General features: G+C 44.6%; 15 protein-coding genes. 8 read left to right on the top strand and 7 right to left on the bottom strand.

The window, feature by feature from the left end; genetic code table 11:
• Nucleotides 1-130: 130 nt before the first annotated feature.
• Complete coding sequence (locus F3J22_RS22360; RefSeq protein ID WP_167020155.1) at nucleotides 131-1,294, top strand: histidine decarboxylase; 1,164 nt, start codon at nucleotides 131-133, stop codon at nucleotides 1,292-1,294.
• A gap of 71 nt (nucleotides 1,295-1,365) precedes the next feature.
• On the opposite strand, the gene F3J22_RS22365 is transcribed toward F3J22_RS22360, so the two are convergent.
• The 5 genes from F3J22_RS22365 to F3J22_RS30575 all read right to left on the bottom strand — a co-directional run bounded on the left by F3J22_RS22365 (nucleotide 1,366) and on the right by F3J22_RS30575 (nucleotide 4,660).
• Entirely contained in the window at nucleotides 1,366-2,001 is a 636-nt protein-coding gene (locus tag F3J22_RS22365) for an NAD(P)H-dependent oxidoreductase (protein ID WP_167020156.1), read from the bottom strand.
• 224 nt (nucleotides 2,002-2,225) lie between these two features.
• Nucleotides 2,226-2,702: a hypothetical protein gene (locus F3J22_RS22370; RefSeq protein WP_167020157.1), complete on the bottom strand. Its 477-nt coding sequence runs from the start codon at nucleotides 2,700-2,702 to the stop codon at nucleotides 2,226-2,228.
• Between the two features lie 83 nt (nucleotides 2,703-2,785).
• Complete coding sequence (locus F3J22_RS22375; RefSeq protein ID WP_167020158.1) at nucleotides 2,786-3,667, bottom strand: mechanosensitive ion channel family protein; 882 nt, start codon at nucleotides 3,665-3,667, stop codon at nucleotides 2,786-2,788.
• 72 nt (nucleotides 3,668-3,739) lie between these two features.
• The gene (locus F3J22_RS22380; protein ID WP_167020159.1) at nucleotides 3,740-3,994 is read right to left on the bottom strand and encodes a hypothetical protein; all 255 of its coding nucleotides are present in this window, start codon (nucleotides 3,992-3,994) and stop codon (nucleotides 3,740-3,742) included.
• 96 nt (nucleotides 3,995-4,090) lie between these two features.
• On the bottom strand, nucleotides 4,091-4,660 hold the full coding sequence (locus F3J22_RS30575; RefSeq protein WP_370459454.1) for a DUF6496 domain-containing protein: 570 nt from the start codon (nucleotides 4,658-4,660) through the stop codon (nucleotides 4,091-4,093).
• Between the two features lie 269 nt (nucleotides 4,661-4,929).
• Here F3J22_RS30575 and F3J22_RS22390 point away from each other — a divergent pair, with 269 nt between their 5' ends.
• Nucleotides 4,930-5,244: a KGG domain-containing protein gene (locus tag F3J22_RS22390; protein WP_205195526.1), complete on the top strand. Its 315-nt coding sequence runs from the start codon at nucleotides 4,930-4,932 to the stop codon at nucleotides 5,242-5,244.
• A 90-nt stretch (nucleotides 5,245-5,334) separates the two neighbouring features.
• Here F3J22_RS22390 and F3J22_RS22395 read toward each other — a convergent pair whose 3' ends face one another.
• Nucleotides 5,335-5,967, bottom strand: coding sequence for a class I SAM-dependent methyltransferase (locus tag F3J22_RS22395; RefSeq protein ID WP_167020161.1), 633 nt, complete (start codon nucleotides 5,965-5,967; stop codon nucleotides 5,335-5,337).
• Between the two features lie 218 nt (nucleotides 5,968-6,185).
• Here F3J22_RS22395 and F3J22_RS22400 point away from each other — a divergent pair, with 218 nt between their 5' ends.
• Nucleotides 6,186-6,578: a hypothetical protein gene (locus F3J22_RS22400; RefSeq protein WP_167020162.1), complete on the top strand. Its 393-nt coding sequence runs from the start codon at nucleotides 6,186-6,188 to the stop codon at nucleotides 6,576-6,578.
• Between the two features lie 163 nt (nucleotides 6,579-6,741).
• On the opposite strand, the gene F3J22_RS22405 is transcribed toward F3J22_RS22400, so the two are convergent.
• The gene (locus tag F3J22_RS22405) at nucleotides 6,742-9,150 is read right to left on the bottom strand and encodes a TonB-dependent receptor (protein ID WP_167020163.1); all 2,409 of its coding nucleotides are present in this window, start codon (nucleotides 9,148-9,150) and stop codon (nucleotides 6,742-6,744) included.
• A gap of 356 nt (nucleotides 9,151-9,506) precedes the next feature.
• Between F3J22_RS22405 and F3J22_RS22410 the strand changes: the two genes are divergently transcribed.
• The 5 genes from F3J22_RS22410 to F3J22_RS22430 are packed head-to-tail and all read left to right on the top strand — an operon-like array spanning nucleotide 9,507 to nucleotide 16,938.
• Nucleotides 9,507-10,643, top strand: a complete 1,137-nt coding sequence (locus F3J22_RS22410) for a TauD/TfdA family dioxygenase (RefSeq protein WP_167020164.1) — start codon at nucleotides 9,507-9,509, stop codon at nucleotides 10,641-10,643.
• 12 nt (nucleotides 10,644-10,655) lie between these two features.
• Nucleotides 10,656-11,807 carry a GNAT family N-acetyltransferase gene (locus F3J22_RS22415; protein ID WP_167020165.1) on the top strand — a complete coding sequence of 384 codons (1,152 nt, stop codon included), beginning with the start codon at nucleotides 10,656-10,658 and terminating at the stop codon, nucleotides 11,805-11,807.
• Between the two features lie 6 nt (nucleotides 11,808-11,813).
• On the top strand, nucleotides 11,814-13,328 hold the full coding sequence (locus tag F3J22_RS22420; RefSeq protein WP_167020166.1) for an aspartate aminotransferase family protein: 1,515 nt from the start codon (nucleotides 11,814-11,816) through the stop codon (nucleotides 13,326-13,328).
• Nucleotides 13,329-13,339: 11 nt separating this feature from the next.
• Complete coding sequence (locus F3J22_RS22425; protein ID WP_167020167.1) at nucleotides 13,340-15,184, top strand: IucA/IucC family siderophore biosynthesis protein; 1,845 nt, start codon at nucleotides 13,340-13,342, stop codon at nucleotides 15,182-15,184.
• Nucleotides 15,181-16,938, top strand: coding sequence for an IucA/IucC family siderophore biosynthesis protein (locus F3J22_RS22430; protein ID WP_167020168.1), 1,758 nt, complete (start codon nucleotides 15,181-15,183; stop codon nucleotides 16,936-16,938). The genes F3J22_RS22425 and F3J22_RS22430 overlap by 4 nt, the downstream gene beginning before the upstream one ends.
• Nucleotide 16,939: the final 1 nt, after the last annotated feature.

Consider the following 16,939-nt stretch of genomic DNA (forward strand, 5'->3'; position numbering starts at 1 on the left):
GGCGAAAACAGATACAATCATCTACCTAAAAGACAAAATTAGTGTATATTTTCTGAGTTATAGCAAACCACAGATTTATTCAACCATATATCCCTAGCTTCGCAGGATCATACACCTGTAATTTCAAGAAATGAACGACTTTAAGTTGTCTGCGGCCGACACAACGCGGTTACAGACATTGTTGGATACTGTAGCAAATGGTACGGCCGGCTTCCTGGGATATCCGGTTTCGAAGGATTTTGATTATTCGCCGCTGATGCCATTTTTGCAATACCCGCTCAACAACCTGGGCGACCCTTTCATTCCATCTACATATGCAGTTGGTTCCAGAGACCTGGAAAAAGAAGTAGTCGCATTTTTTGCGCAGCTTTTCCGGGCTCCGGCCAACGACTGGTGGGGATATGTTACCAACGGCGGGTCTGAAGGCAATCTCTATGCCTTATACCTGGCCAGGGAGCTATACCCCAAAGCGATGGTATATTATTCCGCTGCCACCCATTATAGTGTTCAGAAAAATATTCATCTGCTCAATATGCCAGCCATCGTAGTGCGCACACAGGACAACGGTGAAATGGATTATGATGACCTGGAGAATACGATTTCCATGAACCGTCAGTTGCCGGTGATCATTCTGGCTAATATTGGCACCACCATGACAGAGGCAAGGGATGACGTGAAGCGTATCAGGGAGATCCTGGACAAAACGGCGATACGTCAGTTTTATATACATGCCGACGGCGCTTTGTCCGGCAGCTACAGTGGTTTCCTGGAAAACAGGCCGGCTTTCGACTTTGCCGATGGTGCTCATAGTATTGCTATCAGCGGTCATAAATTTATTGGCTCTCCCGTGCCGTGTGGCGTGGTGATTGCGCACAAGTCGTACCGCGACCGCATTGCCCGTTCCGTGGCCTATATCGGCACGATGGACACAACGATCACCGGCAGCCGGAATGGCCATAGTCCGTTGTTTCTATGGTATGCATTGAAGCGTTATGGCATTGAAGGCATGCGTGCAAGGGCAATGGCAGCGCTGGAAGTAGCGGCATATGCCACGAGTCGCCTACGGGAAATTGGTGTGGCAGCATGGCGCAACCCGGATACGTTAACCGTCGTATTTCCGGAGCCTCCGGCCAGCATCAGGAACAAGTGGCAGCTGGCTTCAGAGAATGGCTGGTCACATATAATCTGTATGCCTGGCGTAACGAAAGCGCTGATAGATACCTTTATTCATGAAATGGAAACTGCGATGCCGGAAGCACCGCAGGAACAGCTGTACAATATGAGTTTTGTTTAACCCCGCAAACAAAATCGCCTGAAAGGCAGTATTAAACTGCTTTTCAGGCGACATATCTACTGAGTTGAATGTTATTTTAACTCGATAACAAATTCTGTTGAAGGGATGCGTACCTTCTTCATATTAACGAGCCAGTCTGTGTCCTCTTTGCGGTAGCCCAGTGGCAGCATCGTAACACTTCTTAGTCCGTGGGAACGGAGGTCCAGTAAGGCATCCAGTGCATCATTGTCAAAACCTTCCATCGGTGTGGCATCTACTTTAAGCTCTGCTGCCTGTGCGATGGCGAGGCCGAAACCTATGTACGACTGACGTGCAGTATGGATAAAGTTAGTGTGCGCTTCCTGTGGCAGGTACATGCCTTTGATCTTATCTGTATAGCTGGAGAAGCGACCGCGTGGCAAGCCTCTTTCGTCGGTAGTTCTGTCGTATACAGTATCAATTCTTTCTTCTGTGTAGTTGTCCCAGGCGGCAAATACCAGCAGGTGTGAGCAATCTGCCACAATTTCCTGACCCCAAGCCAACGGAACGATTTTTTCTTTCAGTTCCTGGTTGGTAATTACCAGAATCCTGAATTGTTGTAGTCCTGACGAAGTTGGTGCCAGTCGCGCTGCTTCAACAATCTTCGTCACATTTTCCTCACTTACTTTCTTCGTTGGATCATAGCTTTTCGTTGCGTATCTCCAATTTAAATGCTCAATTAATGACATAATTCCTGTGCTTTTATTGTACTTGCAAAGATAATGCATGCAGCTTCGCTATGGAGGGACGAAAGTAATAAAAATGTTAAAATATCATCAAAAGACAGCATTTGCATCAATAAAAAATATCATTTTAGCATTTTCCATGATATAAAAAATAGCAGAAAGGCAAAAAAAGAGGGTAACAACACCGGAATGCAGCTACCCTCTTTCGTATGGTAAGTTTTGTTGTATTATTTTGCTGGAATATTCAGCGGTCGTAAATCTTCTTTTTCGATGCTGTATTCATATGCCTTTCTGGAGAGTGTATCTACGTAGATCCATGCTGCTGTTGAGAATACCATTCCTTCTCCGTTGTCTACATCGCCGCCGAGCTGTAATACGACATAGGTCGCGGAATCTGTTTTACGCATGGAGTCCCAGATCCAGTTAACATCTTTTTCATACTTATATCCCTGTACTATTTTAACACCTTCAGGTGTCCGGAGATAGCCTTTCATCACATCATCTATCCATGATAAACGTTTAATGGTGCTGGTATCCATATCAATCGTTTCACCATCGTCTGCACTATTTCCCTGTGTACTATCGATCAGTTCACTGGCAGCAATTTTCACGGAATCACTTTCAATATTTTTCTCTTTACCTGAAAACAGGCCACAGGAAGTAAACAACAGCACAGCACCACATGGAATTAAATACTTTTTCATAGTATACGCTAATGTTGACATCAGATCTAAAAAAAATTTAATAACAGCGAATCTAGTGAATTTCTATTGAAAATGAATGCTTTTCAGACACCTTTTTCTGCAATGGAAATTATCTCTGTATTCAGTGTACGACGTAATTGTTGTTCCAGTTGTTTGTCTGCCACAGGAAGCGTCAGCTGCACTTTAAACAGCACATGGTCTTTTTTGATTTCCATGGTACGGAGGAGGAAACTACCTTTTGCATAATGGCTTTCGAAGGCAGTAATGGAATTTTTCAGGCGTGTTTCGAGCTGGTCTGGTGTGAAGGCGAGTTTACGGTCCAGTTCAAATTCGATAATTAATTTTTTGATATTCTGTTTAGACTGATTGACAACAATCGCTGTAAATACGAGGGAGTTGGGCACGATCATAATTTCATCATCATCGTTCTGGAGTACGAGATTGATGAGCGTGATATCCAGTATTTTTCCTTTGTAGTCACCGATTTTAACATGATCTCCCAGCGAGAGCTGATCGGAGAACATGATGATGAGGCCATTGATGATATTGGTGATATAATCTTTGGAAAGCAGTGCAATGGCTGCCGCCACGATGGTGATGCTGGTTACGAACTTGAGCAGGTCGATACCGAAGAGGATCATGACAGACAGGATAAAGAAAACCGTATTCAGCACGGAGCTGATACGGTTGAGGCCCAGCATGAAATTATCTTTTTCCACGGGTTTGTTGAGCCTGCGGCGGGTATACCATGATATGATGAGGATCCAGGCGAGTGATATGACCAGGTTGGCGCCCAGGAAGAAAGAGAGGGCGTTGGTTATTCTGAAGAGCCAGGGAAACTTATCATAGGTGGCTGCATGATTCAGGTTAAAATACACAATAGCCAGATAGGCCAGTAATTTGGCTAAAAACAGGATCCGTTCCTTTCGGTTTTTCCGCTTATAGACTGCGTCGGTTAGCATCATAGTGGTGTAAATGTACAAACCGGGCACATTACTGCCAAATGGTTGCTAACCAGTTAGAACCGGGCAAAGGAGCTAATCCATTTTACTGAGGATTTCAGTCCATATGATCCGTGCGATCTGTTCAGTTTCCACGATCCGTAACCTTTCGGCCACAGTATCGGTATGGTCTGCCGTAAAATTGTTGTTTTGCGGTTGAAAATCCTCCAGTACAAATGGCCTGACATCAGGGATAACCTCATACATGGTTTCATGAATCTGGCTATTTACCGTGATGTTAAGTCCATAAGCCTTACCATTGATAATAACTGTTACATGATGTTTTTCCATACAGATATATGGACAAGGTATGTGCCATATAAAAAGACCGGTGCCGTACGGCATCGGTCTTTTTTTGTATATGATTGGATATTGTTTGAAACGGGTTTATGCGTGCATTGCCCTACGCTTGCTGGTGGCTCGTTTCCTGGCCGCTGTGGTGCTTCTTCCTGTTGATTTTTTAACAGTAGTTTTAGCATTTTTTTTAGGCATTGCCTTTTTAGCAGTTGCCTTTTTGCCGGTCATGGATTTCGCAGTAGTTTTTTTAGCGGTAGCAGCTCTTTTGGCTGTGGCCCTTTTAGCGGTTGCCCGTTTGGCAGTGGCAGTTTTGGCAGTGGCACGTTTAGCAGTTGCTTTTTTAGGTGCTGCTTTTTTTGCTGTAGCTTTTTTGGCCATTGTTTTTTTAGCCATGGTTTTTTTAGCCGTTGTTTTTTTGACGGTGCTACGTTTTGCTGTCATCTTTGGGGAAGATGATTTTGTACTTTTTTTGCCGGAGGAAGATGATTTTCTTGGCGGAACCTTATCGCCTTCAGCGCGGGCTTCTGATAATCCTATCGCAATAGCTTGTTTTGGGTTCTTTACTTTTGTACCGCTTCTACCACTTCTTAATTTACCTTCATGCATTTCCTGCATTACTTTTTTCACCTTACGCTGTACAGCGCTCGAATACTTTGCCATAACAGAAGTTTGAATGGGTTATTAAAAGTTTATTGCTCTGTGAATAATGCAAATCATAAGCCAATGCAGATCAGGCATTTCAGGGGGTAAAACTGTGGAATCGGGGGTTTTATTGTGTGTATTTTTCTATGTATTGGGTAATGAATTGCACTAATACCACAGTGGGATAACACCCAAAAGGCTGTATTGCATTGAGTTACAGGCGGTGGCACCATAGTTGTATAGTTGAGCTATACATAATTTGTTCACTACACTATAAAAGTTGCATTATGGAAAACATGAGGTATCAATCATTTCCCAATGGCAATCCGCAGGATAGTGCGGTAGAAAAACCTAAGCACAGCAAACGCGGTTTTGCATCCATGGACCCGGAACAACAGAGAGCCATATCCAGAGAAGGTGGACGAGCAGCCCACAAACAGGGCGTTGCACATAAATTCACATCTGAAGAGGCCAGAGCTGCCGGCAAGAAAGGTGGAGAGGCGGTAAGCCGTAACAGGGAACATATGGCTGCCATTGGCCGCAAAGGCGGTACAAACCGTGGCAAAAATAAACACAAGGAACAGCAACAACACGTGCTGTAGCAGCCAGAAAAGATATTCAAAAAGAAAAATCCTGTCATCATATGGTGACAGGATTTTTTGTATGGTTTAATATCGTGTTATAACAGACTTTTATTCCTTGTTGAGCAGTAACACGAGGATACGTGGCACCGGATTGATCTGGTCTTCGTCAAAATATTCATTGGCATTAAAGACCTGCAACCCATGCCTGGCAGCTATTTGTACAAACTCCGAAATATGGTGGGTATAGGTTTGTAATTCCTGCGGGCCATCAGCAGTTTCATATTTGGCCTTGCTGCCGCCGTACTGACGGAATGGATGCAACTCCCCTATATACAACAATCCGTTTTGCTGTAGTACAGCTGCCGCCGAAGCAAAAATATTGTCCAGGTCTTTAATATGCTCCAGCACCAGGCTGAATGAAACCAGGTCAAATTTTCTATCGCCGGCGAATGTCCACGGGGCGGTGATATCTGCCTGAATAAAACTAACATTACCCTGCGTGCTGAATTTCTCCCTTGCCTTCGCCAGCATCTCTTCTGAAAAATCAACTGAAGTTACGCTGATTGCATTTTCAACAAAGAAAGCCGTGTTTTTACCTGTACCACAGCCTATTTCAAGGACATGTTCAATCGTAAACGGGGAAAGGGATTCTCTTAATGCGAGTGCTTCAAGGTCTCTTGTTCTGTTGATATTGGTATCGTATTGTGATGCCCATTCATTATAAGCTTCTCTGATACTCATAGTTTCCGTTGTTTTCTGGGTTATATGTAAATCTACTTCATTTTCAGGCGCAAGACAAGGACATTTGTCCAACAGGCCCATATTAACAAATCTTTCTGACCGACTTCCGGAGCATTCGTTGCCAGCAGCAATCGGGCAGATTTACCAGCTAACTGCATTCCTGCAATTTATCGGGAGAAAGTTTAGCAGTTTTTAATATAGAAAATATTCATATTTTGATGAACCATATGAATATAAAAAGCAGTCTGCAATATATACCACTTGCAATAATGACACTAGCCATAGGTTATAGCATTTATACCATCTTAACTACCAATATATTATTGGCAGGCAAGCACTATTGGGGTATTTTCTTCGTATTGGCGAGTATTGTTGCCATTGTATTGAACCGTAAGACTGGTAAAGTCGTCACTTTGATTACCTTATTGGCCGGTGCACTTAATCTGATTGCGTTCACACCTGTAATAACTGCCTATACTTTCGGATTTAGTGTAAATAACAACGGCTTAGATCTAAAGGTGCAACCTTTTTCATTATGGGTTTTGCTGTTATTTATTGTCATAAATATTAAAGCGGCAGGTCGTGTTTTAAGATGGTTTTTTACGAATTAAACCAAGTCGACAGCACACGCTGTTGTGTAGGGATATAAAGAAAAAGCCTTCCGCTAACAATTAGCGGAAGGCTTTTTCTTATGATCGCGTCAGGATTCAAACCTGAAACCTTCTGATCCGTAGACAACAGGAACCAGTAAACAAGTGCTCATGCGGTCATCGGTTAGAATTTTAATGCGAGACTTACCAGGAAATTGCCGCGTTTCTGAGGACGAGCATAAAAGCCATCGCTTACCCAGTATTTTTCCCCTGTAAGGTTATTGCCTTTGATCCCTATGCGATATTGGGGCGTATTGTAGAAAATGGTAGCATCAACCGTAGTATAGGATGGTAAAGTAAAGGTATTCGCCGGGTCATAGTATGCATCACCGACATACATAGCACCTGCACCGAATCCCAGTCCTTTTGCGGCACCTTTCAACAGACTGTAGCTTATCCATACATTGCCAACATTTGCAGGGGCCCCTACTGTACGCTTGCCGATCAGATTAGCTGCAGCCTTCTTATATTTATTTTCGTTGTAGCCATAACTCGCAATGATATTGAGTCCTGGTAAGGGATTGCCGATAACCTCTACTTCCAGTCCTTTACTTTCCTGCGTTCCGTCCTGCACTGTAAACACCAAACTATCCTTGATTTCAGGACGGGTGCTGTTACTGATCTGGATATCGTAATAACTGATCGTTGCGGCAAGCTTACTATTAAGCAGGTCCAGTTTCACCCCTCCCTCCAGCTGATTGGCTTGCTGTGGTTTGAAAGAGGATACGGAACCGTCAGGTTGCACGGTATTTCCTATATTCTTAAATCCATTCATATAGTTGGCAAATATCGACACCCGTTTTAATACCGGCTGATAAATTAAGCCAAATTTGGGTGACAAGGCTGCCTGGTTGTAATTACCGGAGGTAACCTTGGTCAGGTTATTACGGCTGCCTTTATTGTCGAAATAATCGGCACGCAGACTGGCCATTACCAGGAAATTATCGGTAAAGTTTAACACATCGGAGAAGTAAGCACCATAACTGTACTGCCTGGTACTTGTTGCCGGCGAGCTGATCGTTCCGAGCCGGTCATTTACGGTTTCCACACGTACATCGTTGGTGGCATGTAATGTATTGACAACATCCAGCTGTAACATGTTATATTTTAGATTCCGGTATTGATCCATGAAATCAAACCCAACGACAAGGCGGTTGCGCATATTGCCTATTTTAAAGTCACCGTTGAAGTTCTGCTGAAAGTGTTTCCGGCCCAGTTCATCAGGAGCATAAACGCCGATGCTTCTTGCAATAGTTGTATCAGATAGCCAGGTAAGGTTGAAATAGTACATATTGTTATACCCTCCCGTTGCCCAGGCATAGTTGGTAGTGGATGTCCATTGATCCGATATTTTATATTCTGCCTGCAGGAATATATTGTTAGTGAACATTTTAGAAGAAAATGAATTGTCAATCAGGGAACTTTTATAATCCAGTTTCAGTTGATCGTATGATTTGGCATTAATACCTGGTGATACAATCCAGGCAGAGCTTGAAGTACCGTTGTACCGCTGCATATCGGCATCCAGGCGGAGTATAAAACGATCATTCACCTGGTAAGATATACTTGGCGCTATGACAATAGTTTGTCCCTGCCCCTGGTCCTGGAAGCTGTTTTCTTTCTGGTAAGCGACGTTTGCACGGAAAAGCAGTGAGTGTTCATTATTCAATGGGGTATTAAAATCTGCTGCGATGCGACTCAGGTCGTAACTTCCCTGGGTAAAGGACACTTCCCCGGCTGTTTGTGCAAAAGGTTTTTTGGTAATATAGTTGACCAGGCCTCCAAAAGATACCATTGATGCACCAAACAAGGTGGATGAAGGCCCTTTGATGGCTTCTACTCTTTCTACAACGGCCAGATCGATGGTGGTGCGGGTGAATGTAGCCATACCATTACGAAGGTTATCATTTGTGACAAATCCCCGGGAAAAGAAGGCTGGAATACCTGCGCCTGTTTTTGCCGGTGCAGCTCCCGGTACATTACGGAACGATTCGTCCAGGGTCACGGACATTTGTTCGCGAATCAGTTCTTTGTCTACCACACTGTATACCTGAGGATTTTCCAGATATTTCAGTGGCAGGCGAGCAACGCTATTGCTTTGTTTTTTGGAGGTGATCGTGTACTTATCACCAATTATAGATACTTCATTTAATGCTTTTGAGCTGGCAGTTAACGTAAAACTTACATCAGCAGTTTCTCCGTCTTTCACTACTACAATCTTTTCCTGCGAAGCCTGGCCCATGAAGGAAATAGCCAGTTTGTAGGTACCAGCGGTCAGGTTATTAAAAGAAAACGAACCATCTTTTTTCACCGGTACAACTTTTTGATTATCTAATACAACAGTGGCAAATTCCGCCGGCTGTCCATCACTGGTTGTAACCTTTCCTCTGATACCTCCTTCCCCTCTATAGGTGGCAGTTTCTATGTTATTCAATACAAAGGGACGGGCCATCGCATGTTGACAGACCACATTCAGTTGAAAAATTATCAAAGACGCTGCAATTCTGCAGTGGTGACGCAATAAGATTTTCATAGCTGGGGTAATCATTTTTTGTGGCTGCAAGATAGTACAGTCATTAGTAGGTGCTTTGTCCAAAGCGGAAAATTATTCCACTGCAAAACTTGTTTTCTATTCTTTTCAAATGAAGCATCACAGGACGTTTCAGGAAAAAAAGCGCAGCATCGGTTTTTTTTCCCGTTTCGATTTGCCCAATGTTTTCCGATAGAATAATTTTGTTATCACCAGGATGTATCTACGTACATATTTGTACAATCACCCCCCCTGCATCCTGTGTTTACTATTTAGCATCTGACATGAAGCCCGGAAAAGCCAACGCTTTTATATGATGAGCATAAACCCTTTTCAAACAGAAAACCCAAAAATCCCTCATGGAAAAACAAATTTTCGCCCAGGAAAACACCCTGAAAAGAGACTGGTTTTCTCCTGAAAACCCTCCCTTGAATCCTGCCATAGTGATAATTACAGCTATCGAACGGCTGGAGCTTGAACGTATTGGCAGAAGCCTTAGAAAACAATATGGCAGTTATGAAAGTCCGGAATACATCGATTCGCTGCACCTGAATGCCTATAAGATACTGCCGGAAAGTATTGCCAGAGCATTAATGCGTATGGGGACCGATTTTTCAGCTTCACAATATGGTGCTGTCGTATTCAGAGGACTAATCGATGTCGACCAGGAAGCACTTGGCCCCACACCTTCCAGCTGGCAGGAGATCGACAAGGGAAAAATCATGGAATATGGTTTTATTTGTTCCCTCCTTCACGGTGCAGTACCATCCAAACCGGTGGAATACTATGTACAGCGAAAAGGTGGAGGACTGATGCATGCCATTATTCCTGATATAAACATGGCTTATTCGCAAACAGGTTCCGGTTCAAAGACAGAACTGTTCGTACATACAGAAGATGCATTTCTCTTTAATGCAGCAGATTTTCTGTCCTTCCTTTTCCTGCGCAACGACGAAAAAGTTCCATCCATGCTTTACTCGATCCGATCGCACGGCAAACCGGGCGAAGCGATGAAACCTTTGTTTGAAGAGGTTTTCAAGTGCCCCAAGGACGCCAACTTCAGCCAGCAGGACGCAACCGGTGATGCACCTCATGCCAGTATCCTCTATGGCAACCCCGAAGCCCCTTTTATCCGCTTTGATGCAGCGGAACAAATCTTCAACGAAGATGCAGGCCAGAGCCCCGAAGCCCTCGAACACCTGCAAAAGTTCTGGAATGAAGCACAGGGACTCATCTATGATGAATTCATTCCTGAGGCAGGCGACCTGATTTTTGTCAATAACCACTTATGTGCACATGGCCGTAATGCATTTACCGCAGGGTTTAAACAGGAAGGAGACCAGCTGGTACCATGCGAAAGAAGGATGATGCTACGCATGATGAGTAAAACGAGTCTCATTCATATTCAACCAGTGGCCCATCCGCAGAATCCTTACCTGGTGATGGAAGAACATTACGGGAAAATATACCCCGCCACCATTTCCTCTACATTATAATCATCAGCCCTCATGTCGGACACCAAATTGACACAGGTAGACACTACCTTGTTCACCCTTCGTGCGCTCCAAATGGAGCAAGACATCCCCATTATCCATGATTGGGTAAACAGGGAATATGCCCGATACTGGCAAATGCAGCATACTTCTACCGAAGATGTAAAGGCAGTATATACGGCCATTACACAGACAAAAGGTACCCAGGTACTGATGGGCTTTTATGCCGGACATCCAGCCTTCCTGCTGGAATGCTATTGGGTAAATGAGGATCCGCTTAGTAATTATTACGATGCCATGCCCGGGGATTTGGGTTTCCACATCCTTGTCGCCCCCGCTGAAAAGCCTATCCACAATTTTACATGGAACGTTTTTTCCGTCATCATCGAATATATGCTATCTGAGCCTGCCGTACACCGGCTAGTAGTAGAGCCGGATGTACGAAATGAGAAGATCCATATCCTCAACAAACGAGCAGGATTTGAATACCAAAAGATCATTTCCCTACCACAGAAAGATGCTTATCTCGGCTTCTGCACACGCGAGCAATATAATGCTGCAAAAAGTGCCGGCAGCTCCATTATCCCGCAGCTTTTTAGCCGTCAGGTAACCCAGATGGGCCACTTTTCATTCAGGCCACTGCAACTGGATACAGACATCTTCCTCATTCATAACTGGGTAAACCGGGAATATGCAAAATACTGGCAAATGCAACATACCAGTATTGAACAGGTAAAGCACACATATACTTCCATCATCCAGTCCAAACACGCACAGGCTTTCCTAGGTTTCTGCAATAACGTACCTGCCTTTCTCTGGGAAAGTTATTACGCCGCAAATGATCCGATCGGAAAATATTACGATGTGCAGGAAGGTGACTACGGACTGCATTTGCTGGTAGCACCACCAGACCGGGTAATTCATGGCTACACCTTACAAATCCTTCACACTATTATGCAATACATGCTGATGAACGATGCGGTAAAAAGAGTGATTGTGGAGCCAGACATCAGAAATGAAAAGATGCATGTACTTACTCAAAAGGTCGGTTTTGCATACACGAGGGAACTACAGCTCCCTCACAAAAAGGCTTACCTCGCATTTTGTACCCGCGAACAATATGCCGCCACTTTGCCAGCAGCAACATTACTCACACAAAAAAATTAAACCGAGATGAACGATATCACACTACCAGCGATTGCTGTTCCTTCAAAAGAAATTTTTCACGAAAACACCGCAGCTGAGTATAATTTTGCCATCGATGCAGCAAAGGAGCTGATCAATACTTTTCTTGAAAAGAACCGTACACCCTTCAGCGGTATCACTCCTGGTCAGCTCAGACAGCTATTCAGTCAGGTTGATTTTGACACACCGCTTGCTGACTATAAGGAACTTTTCCTGGAAGTGGAAAGGCTGTATGTTAACCATGCCACCGCGTTTCATTTGCCCAACTATATCGCCCACCTTAACTGCCCGGTAGTCATTCCGGCATTGGCTGCGGAAGTGCTGATCGCTGCCATTAATTCTTCGCAGGACACCTGGGACCAAAGCGCAGGAGGCACGCTTATGGAGCAAAAATTAATATCCTGGACCTGCAACGAAATTGGTTTCAGTACAGCATCCGATGGCGTTTTCACGGCAGGCGGTTCTCAGAGTAACCTGATGGGATTGCTTCTTGCAAGAGATTATTTCTCCAGAGAAAAGTTAGGACATAACATCAGAAAACATGGCCTCCCGGAAAGTGCGTCCCGCTTCAGGATCTTCGTATCTGAAATGACCCATTTCAGCATACAGAATACCGTCTCGCTGATGGGACTCGGGGAGCGATCACTTGTTAAGGTAAAGACAGATGAAGGCTTCCGCATGAGGGCTGATTCCTTAGAGGAAGCCATAGAAAAAGAACTGGAGCAAGGCAATCTGCCAATTGCAGTAATAGCGACCGCCGGAACAACAGACTTCGGCAATATCGACCCACTCGGTGCGATAGGGAAAATAGCAGCAAAACATAGCCTGTGGATGCATGTTGACGCTGCCTATGGATGTGGCTTGCTACTTAGCAGCAAATACCGCCACCGGCTTAATGGCATAACATTCGCCAATTCCGTTACCACTGATTATCATAAAGCTTTCTTTCAGCCAATCAGTAGCAGCGCTTTGCTGGTAAAGGATAAAAAATACCTGGACCTTATTACCCATCATGCCGACTATCTTAACCCACAGGAAAATATTTTTGAAGGCCTGAACCAGATTAATAAAACCATTACGCAAAGCACACGCCGCTTCGATGCGCTGAAACTTTGGTGCACACTTCGACTAATGGGTAAACAGAAACTGGGAGCCTGTATCGATGCAATTATTGATACAACCGAACAGGCAGCAGATATCCTTGAAAAAGATCCCGACTTCGAATTACTCACACATTCCGATATCAGTGCGTTGGTATTCCGTTACCACCCTGCAGAAGTGAAGGACGATATATTTTCCGACAAGTTGAATCAGTATATCAAAAAAGAGATGTTCCAGGAAGGAAAAGCTATCGTGGCAGGCACCAGGGTCAACGATGCCTTCTACCTCAAATTCACCTTACTTAATCCGCTCACCACCAGCAACGATATAAGGAACATTATCGGTATCATCAAAAAACATGGTGCCGCATTTCTGCAACCACAACTTTCACCAGCCCTATAAACTATCAGATCATGAATAAACCTCCCGTTAATATTAGTCCGCAACAGGCTGCAGCACATCTCACACCAGCGGTCTGGAAAAAAGTTAACCTGTTGCATGTCCGTAAAATAATCAGCGAATTTGCACATGAGTTACTGATTGTACCTCAGTTGAAAGAAACGGTAAATGCCTGGGGACACTATATACTTTCCGCCGATGATCCGGCTATTGAATATCATTTCCGGGCAAAAGTGCTGAAACTGGACCATTGGCATATCGACATTACTTCTCTCTGTAAATATATAAATGGCGAACAGTCTGAGATTGACTCTCTCCGCTTTATTATTGAGTTCAAAACAAAGATCAATATCAGTGAAGCGGTACTACCAGTATACCTGGAAGAAATCAGCAGTACACTTTATAGTAGCGCATACCACCATACCTATAACACATTGACTTCTGAAACGCTGGCCATTTCAGACTATCAGGTAATAGAACAGGCTATGATGGCCGGTCACCCCTGCTTTATCGCCAACAATGGCCGCATCGGATTCGACGCTACAGACTATCGCAGGTTTGCCCCTGAATCGGCAGACCCGTTCCCGCTGCTCTGGGTAGCCGCACATAAGGAAAGAACTGGTTATACCGGCGGAACAGCACTACCATATGATCAGCTGATCGCCGAAGAACTGGACACCGACACGCTGGCGCAGTTCTTTCAAATACTGGACAACCTGCAGCTCGATCGCAACGACTATTATTTCATTCCTGTTCATCCCTGGCAATGGTTTAACAAACTCGCCATTATTTTTGCCAACGATTTGTCCAGCGGGCAACTCGTATACCTGGGCCCGGCGAAAGACAAATATATTCCGCAACAATCCATCCGCACTTTCTATAACATAACCTCTCCTCAACGGCGATATACCAAAACCTCTTTGTCTATACTCAATATGGGCTTTATGCGCGGCCTGCATGCCAGCTTTGTACTCACCGCCCCTCCTATTTGCGAATGGGTCAACAATATTGTGGAGAGCGACGATTTTCTGCGTGAGAAAGGATTCGTGCTATTGCAGGAAGTAGCCGCCGTTGGCTATACCAATCCACATTATGCCAGTATCATCAGAGATGACAACTCATCGTATAACGGCATGCTGTCCGCCCTCTGGCGGGAAAGTCCCCGGCAGAGGCTTAAGCCCGGGCAAAGACTGATGACAATGGCAGCACTGCTACATGTGGATACCTTCGGCAATGCATTACTGCCTTCGCTGATCAAGGCTTCAGGCATGAGCACCACTGCCTGGCTGAAACAGTACCTCGATTGCTATCTAACCCCGTTATTGCATTGTTACTATTATCACGATATGCGCTTTATGCCGCATGGAGAGAATGTCATCCTTATTATTGAAAACAATGTACCAGCGGGGGTTATTATGAAAGATATCGCGGAAGAAATAGCCGTGCTTAATCCTGACCTTCCTATGCCGGAAAATGTCAGACAGATTTACATGAAAGTGGCAGACCACCTGAAAATTCTATCCATCTTCACACAGGCATTTGATTGCTTTTTCCGTTTTCTGCAGGAGATTCTTGTGGAACATGCCGCCTACCCGGAAACGCAATTCTGGGGACTGGTAGCCGATTGTGTTACCACTTACCAGCAACGGTTCCCGCAATTACAGGAGAAATATGAAAAAATAGATCTCTTCGCTCCTGAGATTATAAAAACCTGTCTGAACAGGTTACAGATACGTAACAACCGAAAGATGGTTGACCACATGTATGATCCGTTTAAAAGCCAGCAATTTGCCGGTACACTTCAAAATCCGCTGGCAGCATTCAGTCCGCAACCAGTAACTTCAATTGATCAACAATGAACACCACCTCAATAGCAACATCTCCTGCCATTACAGAAAAAGTTACCAGGTTATTCATTAGTAAGATAATCTCAGAACTGGCGCACGAAGGAACGTTACAGCCTGTATGGCAGGATGGCAATTACGCGCTTCACACAGATGACACTGGCATCATTTACCGTTTTTCAGCTAAGGTATATGCGCTTAATCACTGGGTATTATACCCTGACTCCATTGAAAAAATTGTAAATGGTAATATTACCCCGCTGGAAGTCATCAGTTTTATTACGTCACTCAACAGTCAAATAGGCATCGCACCAGAGACCTTACCAGATTATATGGAAGAAGTGGCCGGAACACTCTATGGAAGTGTGCAGCTGCAGGAAGCGCCCGAGGTGGGCTACCTTGCCACAGCAGATTACCAGGCAATAGAACGAGCGATGACCGGACACCCCCGTTTTATTACCAATAATGGACGGGTAGGATTCGACATGAGTGACTATCACCTGTATGCTCCGGAAGCCGCCGTACCATTGCAGCTGATCTGGCTGGCCGGCCACAGGAGCCGTGCAGAATTTACCGGTAGCGCAGGCCTGGAATACTCCCAATTTATTCAGCAGGAACTTAGTCCTGCTGATCTGACCTCATTCCGGCAGGTACTGAGTGAAAAAGGACTCGATGTGGAACAATACTATTTCATACCAGTCCATCCCTGGCAGTGGTATAATAAAATATTACATCTCTTTTCTCATGATATAGCTACCAACCTGCTGGTATGTCTTGGTTACAGTACCGATAAGTACCAACCGCAACAATCTATCAGAACATTCTTTAACTGCAGTCATCCTGAGAAAAGCTATGTAAAGACAGCACTCGGCATCCTGAACATGGGTTATGTGCGGATACTTTCACCCTACTTCATGCGCACAACCCCTGCTATCAACGATTGGGTATATGCGCTTGTAGAACAGGATGACTATCTGCAACAACATCGCTTTTGTGTTTTACGGGAAATAGCAGCTGTTGGCTATACGAACCAGCATCTTGAAGATGCGCTGAAAGAAGACAGCCCATACAAGAAGATGCTGGCTTCTCTCTGGCGGGAAAGTCCAGTACCCAAACTACAGGGGAAACAACGGCCGGTTACCATGGCAGCATTGCTTCATAAGGATCCTGCTGGCAATGCTCTTTTACCAGAACTCATCAAGGTTTCAGGAAGGAAGGCGCAGGATTGGGTAACAACATACCTCAACCTTTACATGAAACCGCTGCTACATTGTTTCTACCAATACAACCTTGTGTTTATGCCACATGGAGAAAACATCATACTGGTATTGGAAAACAATGTACCAGTAAGGGTTATCATGAAGGATATCGGAGAAGAAGTAGTACTGATGGATACAACAACCATATTGCCAGAGGCAGCAAAACGTATCATGGCTCCTGTGCCGGAGGAATACAGGACACGTCCTCTTTTCACTCAGCTGTTTGACGGCATCTTCCGCTTCATTGCAGCCATCCTGGACGAGCAGGGAGGGCTGCCTGAACAGGAATTCTGGCAATTAACAGCGAAATGCATCCAGGAATACCAGCAGGAATTCCCGGCGTTGTCAGAAAAATTCAGGCAGTATGACCTCTTTACGCCGTTTATCGCCCCAGATGCACTGAACAGGATGCAAATACGCAACAGCCGTAAGCTGCGTGACCGTTCCAATCCATTTGATGTACCAGGCATCAACGCTGTCAGTAATCCGATTGCCAGATTTAAATTATAAA

It is taken from the genome of Chitinophaga sp. Cy-1792, assembly GCF_011752935.1.
Classification (GTDB): domain Bacteria; phylum Bacteroidota; class Bacteroidia; order Chitinophagales; family Chitinophagaceae; genus Chitinophaga.